This window comes from Pseudomonas sp. Irchel s3h17 (assembly GCF_900187505.1).
Taxonomy (GTDB): domain Bacteria; phylum Pseudomonadota; class Gammaproteobacteria; order Pseudomonadales; family Pseudomonadaceae; genus Aquipseudomonas.
Genome location: NZ_FYDL01000009.1, coordinates 151,091 through 165,364 on the forward strand (window position 1 = coordinate 151,091; position 14,274 = coordinate 165,364).

Below are 14,274 nucleotides of genomic sequence, written 5' to 3' on the forward strand. Positions count from 1 at the left end.
CACTGAGGATGGTCTGTATTTCGCTGGCGGTCCCCGCGTTGCTGTCGTTCACCGCCGTCGGCACATCGTCGACGATGTTCACGTCCAGCGAGTCGTTGGCGGTGGTGCCGTTGCTGTCGGTGACCGTGACGTTGAAGGACTCGCTGAGGCTGTTGGTACCGCCGGCGGTCGGGTGGTTTTCGTTGTCGTTGAGGGTGTAGCTGTAGCTCACCAGCCCGCTCGCCGAATCGTAGCCGGTGATGGTCAGGGTGTTGCCCAGGCCGGTGGTGACGGTTTGCGGGAAGCCGGCGGTCACGCCGTTAGTCACCACGCTAATGCCACCGACGCTCAGGGTTTTTACGCCATCCAGTGCGGTGACGGTGAAGGTGCCGCTCTGGGTCAGGTTTGAATTGCCCGGTGCCGAGCCGTCGCCGAGGGCTTTTTCGTAGACCGTCAGTTCACCGCCTTCGACCTTGAGCCCGGTGATGGTCACCGGATCGTCGTTGTTGTCGACGGTCAGGGTCAGGGTCGCGCTGCTGGTATCGCCGTCCGCGTCGGTAAGGGTGTAGGTGAAGGTTTCAGTACCGTTGGTTGTCAACGCCAGGAACGCCGGGTTGCCGGTATCGACGGTGTAGGTGTAGGTGCCGTTGGCGGCCAGCACCAACTGGCCGTAGGTGCCGTTGACCGTCTGCGCGGTGACCGGCCCGGCACTGGGCCCGGTCGGTACGCGGTCAGCGCCCTGCACGTCATTGCCCAGCACATTGCCGCTGAGGATGGTCTGTGTTTCGCTGGCGGACAGCGCGTTGCTGTCGTTCACTGCCATCGGCACATCGTCGACGATGTTCACGTCCAGTGAGTCGTTGGCGGTGGTGCCGTTGCTATCGGTAATGGTCACGGCAAACGACTCGCTGAGGCTGTTGGTGCCACTGGCGGTCGGGTGGTTTTCATTGTCGTTGAGGGTGTAGCTGTAGCTCACCACCCCGCTCGCCGAGTCGTAGCCGGTGATGGTCAGGGTGTTGCCCAGGCCAGTGGTGAAGGTTTGCGGGAAGCCAGCGGTCACGCCATTGGTGACCACGTTGATCCCTCCCACGCTCAAGCTCTGCACACCGTCCAGCGCCGTCACCGTGAAGGTGCCGCTTTGGGTCAGTGAAGGCGTGCCGGGGGTAGAACCGTCACCGAGGGCTTTTTCATAGACCGTCAGTTCACCGCCCTCGACCTTCAACCCGGTTATGGTCACCGGATCGTCGTTGTTGTGGACGGTCAGGGTCAGCGTCGCGGTGCTGGTATCACCGTCCGCATCGGTAAGGGTGTAGGTGAAGGTTTCGCTGCCGTCGGCTTTCAGCGCCAAAAATGCCGGATTGCTGGCGTTGACGGTGTAGGTGTAAGTGCCGTCGGCGGCCAGGACCAACTGGCCATAGGTGCCGTTGACCGTCTGCGCGCTAATTGGCCCGGCACTGGGTCCGGTCGGCACGCGGTCGGCGCCTTGCACGTCATTGCTCAGCACATTACCGCTAAGGATGGTTTGCGCTTCGCTGGCAGCTCCCGCATTGCTGTCGTTCACTGCCGTCGGCACATCGTCGACGATGTTCACGTCCAGTGAGTCGTTGGCGGTGGTGCCGTTGCTATCGGTAATGGTCACGGCAAACGACTCGCTGAGGCTGTTGGTGCCACTGGCGGTCGGGTGGTTTTCGTTGTCGTTGAGGGTGTAGCTGTAGCTCACCACCCCGCTCGTCGAGTTATAGCCGGTGATGGTCAGGGTATTGCCCAGGCCGGTGGTGAAGGTCTGCGGGAAGCCGGCGGTCACGCCATTGGTGACCACGTTGATGCCGCCGACGCTCAGGGTCTGCACGCCGTCCAGCGCCGTCACCGTGAAAGTACCGCTCTGGGTCAGGTTTGAACTGCCCGGTGCCGAGCCATCGCCGAGGGCTTTTTCGTAGACCGTCAGTTCGCCACCTTCGACCTTGAGCCCGTTGATCGCCACCGGATCGTCGTTATTGTGGACGGTCAGGGTCAGCGTCGCGGTGCTGGTATCGCCGTCCGCGTCGGTAAGGCTGTAGGTGAAGATTTCGCTGCCGTCGGCTTTCAGCGCCAAAAATGCCGGATTGCCGGTGTCGACGGTGTAGGTGTAAGTGCCGTCGGCGGCCAGGACCAACTGGCCGTAGGTGCCATTGACCGTCTGCGCGGTGACCGGCCCGGTCGGTACCCGATCCGCACCTTGCACGTCATTGCTCAGCACGTTGCCGCTGAGGATGGTCTGTATTTCGCTGGCGGTTCCCGCGTTGCTGTCATTCACCGCCGTCGGCACGTCGTCGGTGATGTTGATGTCCAGCGAGTTGGTCGCCGTGTCGCCGTTGACGTCCGTGGCAATGACGCTGAAATGCTCGCTCAGGTTGTTGGCGCCATCACTTGCCGAATGGGTTTCGTTGGACACCAGGGTGTAGCTGTAACTGACCAGGCCAGTGGCCGGGTCAAAACCGGTGATGGTCAGGGTGTTGCCCGCGGCAGAGGTCATCGATTGCGGGAAACCCGCGACCACGCCACCACTGACGACGCTGATCCCGCCCACGTTCAGGCTCGACAGGCCGTCCGGTGCCGAAACGCTGAAGGTACCGCTTTGGGTCAGCGCCGCAGGATTGCTGGCCGAACCCTGGGCCAGGTTGGCTTCACTGAGGGTCAACTCGCCGCCTTCTACCGACAGGCCGGAGAGGTTCACCCCATTGTTCACCGGTGGCGGAACAATCCCATCATCGCCGTCCTCTTCTGGCACAGGCGCAATGCGCTCCGGGACGAACTCAGGGATACCGTTGAAACCGGCGGTGGGGAAGCCAATGATCGGTTCGACCCGACCGGCCACCTCTTCCAGCAGGACAAAGGTATGCCCGCCTCCCGCGGCGCCGGTCCCGCCCGCACCTGCACCGCTACCCGGTCCGGCAGCCGTGGCTTCAGCGGTCTGGGTCGGGTCGGCACCGGCCGCAATGGCTTTTTGCAGTTGTTCGACATCGGTCAATTGCGCGGCACTCGGTGCCACCACCTCGGGCGTACTCACGTGCCCAGCCTGATTGGCCAGCAGTTGCGCCGTCATTGACAGGCTGCTGTCACGCCCAAGGGTCAGTTCCTGACCGTTGCTCAGGTGCACGGCCACCGCCCCTGCGGCACCGGTGATCAGTTGCTCGCCGGCAAACAGCCGATCCCCCTCGATCAGGGGACGCTTGCTGCCATCCGCTGCCTGTGCGAAAACCTGACCCACAACCTTGCTGACGGTACCGATGAGCGTTGCCATGTGACGTCCTCCGCTGCCGACATCCATCGGCATCTGGGTTATGCAGAGAAGTACGCATGGCACTAACGGGTGGCTTGGCGGATCTGGCGCCCGGCAGCACTTCCACCCCAAGGTAAAAGCCCTGCCTGACGACGATCTTGCCTCACTTGCCCTACGCAGATGGCCTGGATTTGTGCGGAACAAAACGCAATGGAATCATCCACTCAGCGCCGCCAGCCGTTCTACGAGGGTGACCCCACGGTATCCTACCGGGAAAGTGACAATATTTTGTCGCCCCTAAAACCGTGCAGCCTCCATCCCCTCCAACACCTCTCCACCCTATGTTGCAAAATGGGTTGAACTCTTTTAGCCCCGAAAAGCGCCATAAAGCTCGTAAACACGGGACTCACGGAGTGAACAATGTGCTGGATTTTTCAGGGCGCATAAGTTTTTTTCGACATAGTTCTTATGAGAAATGCTTCTTAGCTTCTCCCTAGGATGTTCTTAGCTCTGTTGTTACAAACCTGGAACGGTTTGAACTATAAGTCGCGTCATTTTTTTGGCGACAACAAAGCACTATTAGGACACAGGGAGAAGTACCCCATGCGCGTTTTCACGCCCCTCTGCAGCGCGATTCTGTTGGCCATGGCCTGCACTCATCAGGCCCAGGCCATGTCACTGACCGAAGCGATTCAAAGCACGCTGGACAACCACCCGGAACTGCACGCCAGCGAGAACAGTCGCCTGTCAGCCGATGAAGACGTGAAGGTCGCCAAAGGGGGTTTCTATCCATCACTGGACCTGAATGCCGGCTATGGGCGTGGCTACAGCGACAACTCCACGACCCGCGGCCTGACGCCCGATGGCCACAACACGGAGACCGAGTGGTACACCCAGTCCGAACTGCGCCTGCGGCAAATGCTGTTCGACGGTTTCAATACCGCCAATGAAGTCGGACGCACCCGATCGGTTGTCAACTCCCGCGCCTACTTCACCCGCGGTACCGCCGAAAGCCTGTCCCTGCGCACCATCGAGGTGTACCTCGAAGTGCTCAAGCGCCGCGAACTGGTGACCCTGGCCACCAACAACCTGCAAGCGCACTTGCGGGTCAACGACCAGATCGGCCTGCGCACCGATCGTGGCATCGGCAGCACCGCCGACCTTGATCAATCGAAAGCGCGCCTGGCCCTGGCGCAAAACAACCTCGACACCGCCCAAGTCGATCTCGCCGATGCCGAAGCCAACTTCTTCAGTGCCGTGGGGCGCATGCCCGATGAGTTGGAAACCCTGCCGTCGATTCGCGGCGAGGTTCCCCAAACCCTGCCGGACGCCCGCCAGGCCATGATGGACAACAACCCGTACCTCAAATCCGCGCAGGCCGACGTGAACGCCGCCGAAAGCCAGTACGAGGTCGCCAAGTCGCCGTTCTATCCACGCTTCGATGCAGAGGCAGCGGTCGGTGCCGACGACAACCTGCAGGGCGACCTGGGCCACGACAACGAGTGGCGCGTGGGCGTGATCATGAACTACAACCTGTTCCGCGGCGGCAGCGACAAGGCCCGCCTGCAATCGGATGCACACAAGATCAACCAGTCCATGGACATCCGCAACAACGCCTTGCGCATGCTCAACGAGAACATCACCCTGGCCTGGAACGCCATGGTCAACGCCAAGAAACAACTCCCGACCGCCCGCGAATACGCCGAGACCTCGGTGCGCGTACGGGCGGCCTACCAGGATCAGTTCGGCCTCGGCCAGCGGACCCTGCTCGACCTGCTCGACAGTGAAAACGAGCTGTACAACTCCAGTCGTCGCTACACCGAAGTGCGCTACACCGAGGAGTTCTCCATGTACCGTGTCCTGGCGAACACCGGCGAACTGCTGACGAAAGCCAAGGTAGTGGTTCCGGCCGAAGCGATTGCGCAAACCGACGTGAAAAGCGAAGCCCGCCTGCCCGAGATGCGCTAGCTCACTGGGGAACTCGATGTGACCAGCATGGAACCCGGCAACACTGGCATTGACCCGCGCCTGAGTTTTGATGATCCGCTGTTGGATGGGTTGCTGATCCTGTGCAAGCTGCATGACTGCACCGTCAGCCGGGCCAGCCTGAGTGCTGGCCTGCCACTGGCCAAACAGCGCCTGAGCCTGGACCTGCTGCCTCGCGCGGCAGCCCGTGCCGGCCTGCAGGCACGTGTATTGAGGCGTGAACTGGAGTCGATTTCAGCGCTCAACCTGCCGGTCATGTTGCTGCTCAGGAATGGTCGCTGCGCGGTCTTGCGGCGTTGGGGGGAAGACGGCAAGGCGCTGATTCTGCCCAGTGAGGCCGAAGGTGGAGAACAATGGGTCAGCCGTGAGGAGCTGGCCGAGGAATACAGTGGCCAGGCGTTGTTCGCCCGGCCACGGCATGAGCTCGAAGACCTGCGCGCACCGTTGGTGCCTCGGGTCGAGGCGTGGTTTCGCGACACGCTCAAGCTGTCGCGCTGGCTCTACAGCGACGCGATTCTGGCGAGCTTCCTGATCAACCTGCTGGGCCTGATGCTCCCGCTGTTCGTGATGCAGACCTACGATCGGGTGGTACCGAACCAGGCCACCTCGACCTTGTGGGTGCTGGCCATCGGCTTGTTGATCGGCACCGGATTCGAACTGGTGCTGCGGATCGTGCGTGCGCACTTGCTGGACACGGCTGGCAAGAAAACCGACGTGATCCTGTCCGCCACCCTGTTCGAGCGCATCACCGGCATGTCGATGAAAGCGCGTCCCGCTACCATTGGCGGGTTTGCCCAGAGCATCCACGACTTCCAGGGTCTGCGCGAGTTTCTCACCGCCGTGACCCTGACCAGCCTGATCGACCTGCCTTTTGCCGTACTGATGCTGGTGGTGATCGGCCTGCTCGGCGGCTGGCTGGTGGTCATCCCGCTGCTGGCCTTCCCGCTCACCATCCTCTTCGCGATGATGATTCAGGTGCGCCTGCGCGACACCGTCCAGAAAAGCCTGGCACTGGGGGCCGAACGCCAGGCCGTGCTGATTGAAACCCTGGGCGGCCTGGAAACCCTCAAGGCCTGTAGCGCCGAGAGCGAACGCCAGCACAAATGGGAAAGTACCCACGGCGCCCTCACCCGCCTCGACAGCCATGCGCGCAACCTCTCGGCGCTGGCCACCAACGGCACCCTGTTCATCCAGCAGTTCTGCGGCATGGCGACCATCGTCGCCGGGGTCTACAGCATCATCGCCGGCAACCTCAGCGTGGGCGCCCTGGTGGCGACCTACATGCTTGGCAGCCGCGTCCTTGCGCCCCTGGGACAGATCGCCGGGTTGATCACCCGCTACCAGCAAGCCCAGTTGACCATGCGCAGCACCGATGCGTTGATGGCGCTACCCCAGGAGCGCGACACCCGGCAACGGCCACTGGAGCGTACCCAACTGCAAGGCGCACTGGACGTCAGCGGCGTGACCTTCCACTACCACGGGCAAAACGCCCCGGCGCTGTCCGGCGTCAGTTTCAGTGTCAAACCCGGCGAACGCATCGGCATCATCGGCCGCAGCGGATCAGGCAAAAGCACCCTGGCCCGCCTGGTGATGGGGTTCTACGCCCCGGATGAAGGCCAGCTATTGCTCGACGGCCTGGACCTGCGGCAACTGGACGTCGCCGACCTGCGCCAACAGATCGGCTATGTGGCCCACGACCTGCCGCTGCTGGCCGGCAGCCTGCGTGACAACCTGACGCTCGGCGCGCGCTACATCAGCGACTCACGAATGCTCGAAGTCGCCGAGCTGACCGGTGTTACGGAACTGGCCCGCCAACACCCCCACGGCTTCGACCGGCCAGTGGGTGAGCGCGGCCAACTGCTGTCCGGTGGTCAGCGTCAAGCGGTGTTGCTGGCCCGCGCTTTGCTGCTCGACCCACCGATCATGGTTCTCGACGAACCCACCAGTGCCATGGACAACAGCAGCGAAGACATCCTGCGCCAGAAACTGCACCCCTGGGTAAAAGGCAAGACCCTGCTGTTGGTCACCCACCGCACCTCGATGCTCAGCCTGGTGGATCGGCTGGTGGTGCTGGATAACGGGCGGATCGTCGCGGACGGCCCGAAAGAAGCGGTTATCGATGCATTGCGCAAGGGCCGTGTCGGCTCTGCGGCCGTCTAGGAGTCGCTTATGCCTGAGTCCACCCCTGGATCATTGCCCTCCTCACCTGAGCCGCGCGGCTACTTTGGCAGTTTCCGCAAAAGCGCAGAGCGCGAGTTCATGCATGAAACTGCCGACGCCTCGCTGCAGGACTCGCCCCGCAGGTCGCGAATCACCGTGTGGCTGGCCGCCGCGCTGATCATTACGGCCCTGGTGTGGGCCAAGCTTGCGGTCTTGCAGGAAGTCACCATGGGTGAAGGCAAGGCCATTCCGTCGAGCAAGGTTCAAGTCATCCAGAACCTTGAAGGCGGGATCGTCACCGAGATTTTCGTGCGCGAAGGGCAGATGGTGAACAAGGGCGACACCCTGATCCGCCTGGATGACACGCGCTTCCTGTCAAACAAGGGGGAAAGCGAGGCCGATCGTTATGCCCTGATGGCCCAGGTCGAACGCCTGTCTGCCGAAGCCGAGGGCCGGCCGCTCAAGCTGTCGGACGAGGTCGTGTCCAAGGCCCCGCAAGTGGCCGAAGACGAGCGCGCCCTGTATGACCAACGGCAACGCCGGCTGGCCAGCGAGCAGCGCACGCTGACCGAACAACTTCGGCAGAAAACCCAGGAGCTGGCAGAGTTTCGCTCCAAACAAGGGCAATACAGTTCAAGCCTGGCGTTGCTGAACCAGGAAATGAACATGTCCGCGCCGCTGGTGGGTACCGGGGCAGTGTCACAGGTGGAAATCCTGCGGCTCAAGCGCAGCGCCGTGGAAATTCGTGGCTCGCTGAATGCCACCACCCTGGCGATCCCACGGGCCGAATCGGCGATTGACGAAATCAGGAGCAAACTCGATGAGTCGGTGCAGGGCTTCCGTTCGGACGCCGCCAAGGAGCTCAACGAGAAGCGCACCGACCTGTCGAAAATCACCGCCACGAGCATTGCCATCGACGACCGGGTGACCCGCACCACCGTGGTTTCGCCGGTTCACGGGATCATCAAGGTGCTTAAGGTGAACACCATCGGCGGCGTGGTTCAACCGGGCAGCGACATGGTGGAAATCGTGCCCCTGGAGGACAACCTGCTGATCGAAGCCAAGGTCCGCCCGCAGGACGTGGCCTTCCTGCATCCGGGTCAGAAAGCCATGGTCAAGTTCAGCGCCTATGACTACACGATCTACGGCGGCCTGTCGGCCAAACTCGAACTGATCGGCGCCGACACCATCACTGACGACAAGGGCAACAGCTTCTACCTGATTCAGGTGCGCACCGACAAAAACCACCTGGGGGGCGACGTCAAACCCCTGCTGATCATCCCCGGCATGGTTGCCACGGTGGACATCATTACCGGCGAGAAAAGCGTGCTCGATTACCTGCTCAAACCCGTCCTCAAAGCCCGGACCGAAGCGATGCGCGAGCGGTAGCCCTGTATCAGTCAGTGTAAACACTCTCCGTGGCGAGCGAGCTTGCTCGCGCTGGGGTGCGCAGCGCCCAGCCCCCAAAAAAGCAGGGCCTTTCAGCACGACGTTGGCCGTTGCTCTTGGGGCCGCGATGCGGCCCAGCGGGAGCAAGCTCCCTCGCCACACGTCATCATTACCGGCGAAAAAGCGTGCTCGATTACCTGCTCAAACCCGTCCTGAAAGCCTGGACCGAGGCCATGCGCGAGCGCGAGCCCTGTATCAGTCAGTGTGAACACTCTCCGTGGCGAGCGAGCTTGCTCGCGCTGGGGTGCGAAGCGTCCAGCCCCCAAAAAAGCAGGGCCTTTCAGCACGACGTTGGCCGTTGCTCTTGGGGCCGCGATGCGGCCCAGCGGGAGCAAGCTCCCTCGCCACACGTCATCATTACCGGCGAAAAAAGCGTGCTCGATTACCTGCTCAAACCCGTCCTCAAAGCCCGGACCGAAGCGATGCGCGAACGGTAGCCCTGTATCAGTCAGTGTAAACACTCTCCGTGGCGAGCGAGCTTGCTCGCGCTGGGGTGCGAAGCGCCCCCCCCAAAAAAGCTACCGCGGTCTTTCAGCAAGACTCTGGCGGCCGCTCTTGGGGCCGCTACGCCGCCCAGCGCGAGCAAGCTCGCTCGCCACAGAAGACCTCATCGCCCATGATTCTTCTGGTAGGTCTCTTCACCCATCGCCGCGATCTGTCCCTCGATCAACGCCTCAAACGGTCGTAACAACGGCTCGAACGAAGTCGGCGCTTCAAGCACCTGCAACGCCTGCACGATCGCTTCCACCGTCGACAACGCACCGGGCCCCGGCGCCTTGCGCAAGCGATAGCGCGACACACCGCCATCGGCCAGGGTCACCCTTGGCAACGCAGCCAGCAGCGGATTGAGGTGCAACATCTTGCGCGCCTTGCGCCAGGTACCGTCCGGTACGACCAGTAGCAGCGGCTTATCCGTCGCGGCGTATGCCTGCATCGGCTGCGCATCGTCTGCGGGAAACAGCAGGCGGGCCTGATAACCGGGCGGGTTGAGCAGCGTCGGCAAGTCCTCGAACACTTCACCGACGATCAACTCGGCATTGTTCAGGCCCAGCGCGGCCAGGCGCGCGGTGTTCAGCGCATGGCTCACTTCACAGGGGTGTTGCAACAGCAGCACCCGGGTGCGGCTGTCCAGACTCGGGATCAGCGGGCACAGGCAATGGGTTTGCGGGCGCAGGCAACGGGCGCATCGGTTTCTGGACATGGGGCTCTCCCGATCAGGCCTGGTTGAGTTGTGCTTTGAGCAAGTCACGGAAAGTCTGGATCAGCGGCTCGCGGCTACGTCCCCGGCGCACGATCATCGAGAACGGTGCCTGGTAGCCGAAGGTGGCCGGGAGCAACACGCGCAAGTCACCCTTGTCGGCCCAGGCCTGGGCGTAGTGTTCCGGCAAGTAACCGATGTAGGCACCGGACAGCACCAGAATCAGCTGCGCTTCCATACTGTCCACCGTCGCCGCGCTGTGCTTGAAGCCGTGGCGCGCCAGTTCCGCCTGGCTCCAGTAACCGCGACCGACCATGCGTTGCTGGGTGATCAGTTGCTCGGGAATCCGTCGCTCGCTGAACAACGGGTGGCGATTGCTGCAATACAACCAGTGCTGCTCACGGTAGAGCGGCATGTAGACCAGGCCGCTCATGCGCGTGGAGAACGCACCGATGGCCAGGTCCAGGCGATTGTCCTGCACCCCCAGCTGCAGTTCGTAGGGGCTCATCACCGACAGGTGCAGGTGCACCGCTGGGTGTTCCTGGCTATAGGCGCCAATGGCTTCGGCGAAGGGTAAGGCCTTGTCGCTGACGGTGGAGTCGATCACCCCGAGGTTGAGCGTGCCGCGCAGCTCGCCCTTGAGGGCCGCCGCGTATTGCTCGAAACCTTCAAGTTCGCCCAGCAGGCGCAAGGTCTCCTGATGGAACAGCTCGCCCTTGCTGGTCAGGCTGAAGCCGCCCCGGCCGCGATGACACAGCACCAGCCCCAACGCCCCTTCGAGCTGGCTCATGTAGGTGCTGATGGCCGACGTCGACAGGTTGAGCTCGTGCTGGGCGCTGGCAAACCCCTGATGACGCACCACGCTGACGAAGATGCGCAATAGTTTCAGGTCGGGTAAAGCGTTGGCCATGGAGGGCTCCGATTGCAAGATCATGCGTGTTGCTTTTGTGGCGAGCGAGCTTGCTCCCGCTGGTCGGTCCGCGTTCGGGCGCAGCAGCCGTAAATCTATCGATGCGCTCTACCTGAGACAACAAAGTGAATGGTTTTGGGGCCGCTTCACGGCCCAGCGGGAGCAAGCTCCCTCGCCACAGAGGTTTTGCGCATGACGCGAAGTCTATCTCCCCCTCCGCCATTAGTTTAGAAAAATATGAACTAAGTATTTGCCGGTAGCGATTCTTCTACGGCACTCCATTTCGCAGAATCCGCCCAACAGGTGCCTGCACATACCCTTTGCGCTGCGCAACCCCATAAATAAAACAATGACGATGAGGCCATACCCGTGGACAAGATTCTTCACCAACCACTGGGCGGCAACGAAATGCCGCGCTTCGGCGGCATCGCCACCATGATGCGACTCCCCCACCTGCAAACCGCTGCCGGCCTGGACGCTGCCTTCGTAGGCGTGCCGCTGGACATCGGGACTTCGCTGCGCCCTGGCACCCGCTTCGGGCCACGGGAAATTCGTGCCGAGTCGGTGATGATCCGTCCGTACAACATGGCCACCGGCGCCGCGCCATTCGATTCGCTGTCCGTTGCCGATATCGGTGACGTGGCGATCAACACGTTCAACCTGCTGGACGCCGTGCGCATCATCGAAGAGTCCTACGACGAGATCCTCGAGCACGACGTGATCCCGCTGACCCTCGGCGGCGACCACACCATCACCCTGCCGATCCTGCGTGCGATCCACAAAAAGCACGGCAAGGTCGGCCTGGTGCACATCGACGCTCACGCCGATGTGAACGATCACATGTTCGGCGAGAAAATCGCCCACGGCACCACCTTCCGTCGGGCCGTCGAAGAAGGCCTGCTGGACTGCGACCGCGTGGTGCAAATCGGTCTGCGCGCCCAGGGCTACACCGCTGAAGACTTCAACTGGAGCCGTAAGCAGGGCTTTCGCGTAGTGCAGGCCGAAGAGTGCTGGCACCAGTCGCTGGCGCCATTGATGGCTGAAGTGCGGGAAAAAGTCGGCAACGGCCCGGTGTACCTGAGCTTCGACATCGACGGCATCGATCCGGCCTGGGCACCGGGCACCGGTACCCCGGAAATCGGTGGCCTGACCACTATTCAAGCCATCGAAATCGTCCGTGGCTGCCAGGGCCTCGACCTGGTCGGTTGCGATCTGGTAGAAGTCTCGCCGCCTTACGACACCACCGGCAACACCTCGTTGCTGGGCGCCAACCTGCTGTACGAAATGCTCTGCGTACTGCCGGGCGTGGCGCACCGCTGAGGCCTGATCATGAACGCACATGACCAGGTTCTCAACGCCGCCGCCGAACTGGTGTCGGCGTTCGCCCGAAATGATCGCGAAGCTTACTTCGGCGCATTCAGCGCGGACGCCAGCTTCGTGTTCTACACCCTCGAAAAGCCACTGCTGTCGCGCGATGCCTATCAGGTGTTGTGGGACAACTGGCGCATCGAGGATGGCTTCGAGCTTCGAGGTGCTGGCATGCACCTCAAGCAACGCCTTCGTCAGCCTGCAGGGTGACGTGGCGGTGTTTGTCCATGACGTGGCCACGAAGCTGCGCATGCAAGGGGAGCAACACTTCAGCCAGGAACGCGAAACCATTGTGTTTCGCAAACAACAAGAAGGCCATTGGCTGGCCTGCCACGAACATTTGTCCGCCATGCCGGAAGGGCTGCCACCCCCTTAGCCAAGACAGGTGACGCTCACACACGATGAGCGCGCCGTGATGATCGGAGCAGATCATGAATAACAATAACAAAGAACACCGCCTTAGCAGCATCGAGACAAACGGGGTCGAACAGATCCCCGACCACGAACGCGACGCCCGACCCGGCGACCTGTTTCGCTTGATCTTCGGCGGCGCCAACACCTTTGCCACCGCCGTGCTCGGCAGTTTCCCGGTGCTGTTCGGCCTGTCGTTCCAGGCGGGCGCCTGGGCGATTGTGCTGGGCGTGTTGCTGGGCGCGCTGATCCTCGCCCCCATGGGCCTGTTCGGTCCGATCAACGGTACCAACAATGCCGTGTCGTCCGGTGCACACTTTGGCGTCCACGGACGGATCGTCGGTTCGTTCCTGTCATTGCTGACTGCCATCGCCTTCTTCTCGCTCTCGGTGTGGAGCTCGGGGGATGCGCTGATCGGTGGGGCCAAACGCCTGATCGACCTGCCGGAAACCGACCTGACCCTGGGCCTGGCCTACGGCGTGTTCGCGATCCTGGTGTTGACGGTGTGCATCTACGGCTTCCGCTTCATGCTGTGGGTCAACCGCATTGCCGTATGGGCCGCGAGCCTGCTGTTCCTGCTGGGGATCTTTGCCTTCGCCCCGGCGTTCGACAGCCAGTACGCCGGCAGCGTGGCCCTGGGCCAGGCCGGGTTCTGGGCGGCCTTCATTGGCGCAGCGCTGGTGGCCATGAGCAACCCGATCTCCTTCGGCGCGTTCCTCGGCGACTGGTCACGCTACATCCCGCGCGAAACCCCCAAGGGCCGGATCATGCTGGCGGTGATTGGCGCGCAGATCGCCACTTTGATCCCGTTCCTGTTCGGCCTGGCGACGGCGACCATCGTGGCGATCAAGGCACCGGACTACATTGCCGCGAACAACTATGTCGGTGGCCTGCTGGCCGTCTCGCCGAGCTGGTTCTTCCTGCCGGTGTGCCTGATTGCGGTGATTGGTGGCATGTCCACGGGCACCACGTCGCTGTATGGCACCGGGCTGGACATGTCCAGCGTGTTCCCGCGGGTGCTGTCACGGGTCAAGGCCACACTGCTGATCGGGGTGATGTCGATTGCCTTCATCTTCATCGGGCGCTTTGCGGCGAACCTGGTGCAGAGCGTGTCGACCTTCGCCGTACTGATCATCACCTGCACCACTCCGTGGATGGTGATCATGATCATCGGCCTGGTGAAGCGTCGCGGCTTCTACTGCCCGGACGACCTGCAAGTGTTCACCCGTGGCGAGCAAGGTGGCCGCTACTGGTTCAGCCATGGCTGGAACTGGCGTGGCCTGGGTGCCTGGATCCCCAGCGCACTGGTCGGCCTGTGCTTCGTCAACCTGCCCGGGCAGTTTGTCGGTGTGCTGGGCGAACTGGCGGGTGGCATCGATATCAGTTTGCCAGTAACCCTGGGCCTGGCCTCGCTGGTGTACCTGGCCTTGTTGAGCCTGTTCCCCGAATCGGCGCTGATGTACGGCCCGAAGGATGCTCGGAGCCAGGGCGCGGAGTCGCCCGGTAAAGCGGCGTTGCGGCAAGCCGCCTGATTCAAGAGAAAACCGGAAGGTT

9 protein-coding genes and 1 pseudogene are annotated in these 14,274 nt (G+C 62.3%); 7 read left to right on the forward strand and 3 right to left on the reverse strand.

Annotated features, from left to right (window positions below; all coding sequences use genetic code 11):
* Positions 1–3,259, reverse strand: a 3,259-nt coding sequence (locus CKW25_RS27070; protein ID WP_256577976.1) for a retention module-containing protein, incomplete at its 3' end; no start/stop codon positions are given.
* A gap of 582 nt (positions 3,260–3,841) precedes the next feature.
* Here CKW25_RS27070 and CKW25_RS14865 point away from each other — a divergent pair.
* The 4 genes from CKW25_RS14865 (at position 3,842) to CKW25_RS14880 (ending at position 9,270) form a co-directional block, all read left to right on the forward strand.
* Positions 3,842–5,206, forward strand: a complete 1,365-nt coding sequence (locus CKW25_RS14865) for a TolC family outer membrane protein (RefSeq protein ID WP_095080208.1) — start codon at positions 3,842–3,844, stop codon at positions 5,204–5,206.
* Between the two features lie 18 nt (positions 5,207–5,224).
* The gene (locus CKW25_RS14870; protein WP_095080209.1) at positions 5,225–7,384 is read left to right on the forward strand and encodes a type I secretion system permease/ATPase; all 2,160 of its coding nucleotides are present in this window, start codon (positions 5,225–5,227) and stop codon (positions 7,382–7,384) included.
* Between the two features lie 9 nt (positions 7,385–7,393).
* On the forward strand, positions 7,394–8,773 hold the full coding sequence (locus tag CKW25_RS14875; protein WP_095080210.1) for an HlyD family type I secretion periplasmic adaptor subunit: 1,380 nt from the start codon (positions 7,394–7,396) through the stop codon (positions 8,771–8,773).
* A gap of 185 nt (positions 8,774–8,958) precedes the next feature.
* Positions 8,959–9,270, forward strand: a complete 312-nt coding sequence (locus CKW25_RS14880) for a hypothetical protein (protein WP_095080211.1) — start codon at positions 8,959–8,961, stop codon at positions 9,268–9,270.
* A gap of 170 nt (positions 9,271–9,440) precedes the next feature.
* On the opposite strand, the gene CKW25_RS14885 is transcribed toward CKW25_RS14880, so the two are convergent.
* Together CKW25_RS14885 and CKW25_RS14890 are read right to left on the reverse strand one after the other, a co-directional pair.
* Positions 9,441–10,034: a tRNA-uridine aminocarboxypropyltransferase gene (locus CKW25_RS14885; RefSeq protein WP_095080212.1), complete on the reverse strand. Its 594-nt coding sequence runs from the start codon at positions 10,032–10,034 to the stop codon at positions 9,441–9,443.
* 13 nt (positions 10,035–10,047) lie between these two features.
* A complete protein-coding gene (locus CKW25_RS14890) occupies positions 10,048–10,941 on the reverse strand; it encodes a LysR family transcriptional regulator (protein ID WP_095080213.1) in 894 nt (297 codons plus the stop codon).
* Between the two features lie 369 nt (positions 10,942–11,310).
* On the opposite strand from CKW25_RS14890, the gene speB reads away from it, so the two are divergent.
* From speB to CKW25_RS14905, 3 genes and pseudogenes are all read left to right on the forward strand, one after another.
* Entirely contained in the window at positions 11,311–12,261 is a 951-nt protein-coding gene (gene speB, locus CKW25_RS14895; protein WP_095080214.1) for an agmatinase, read from the forward strand.
* A 9-nt stretch (positions 12,262–12,270) separates the two neighbouring features.
* Positions 12,271–12,685 (forward strand): annotated as a pseudogene (locus tag CKW25_RS14900) (nuclear transport factor 2 family protein).
* Positions 12,686–12,740: 55 nt separating this feature from the next.
* Positions 12,741–14,252, forward strand: coding sequence for a cytosine permease (locus CKW25_RS14905; RefSeq protein ID WP_095080215.1), 1,512 nt, complete (start codon positions 12,741–12,743; stop codon positions 14,250–14,252).
* Positions 14,253–14,274 lie beyond the last annotated feature (22 nt).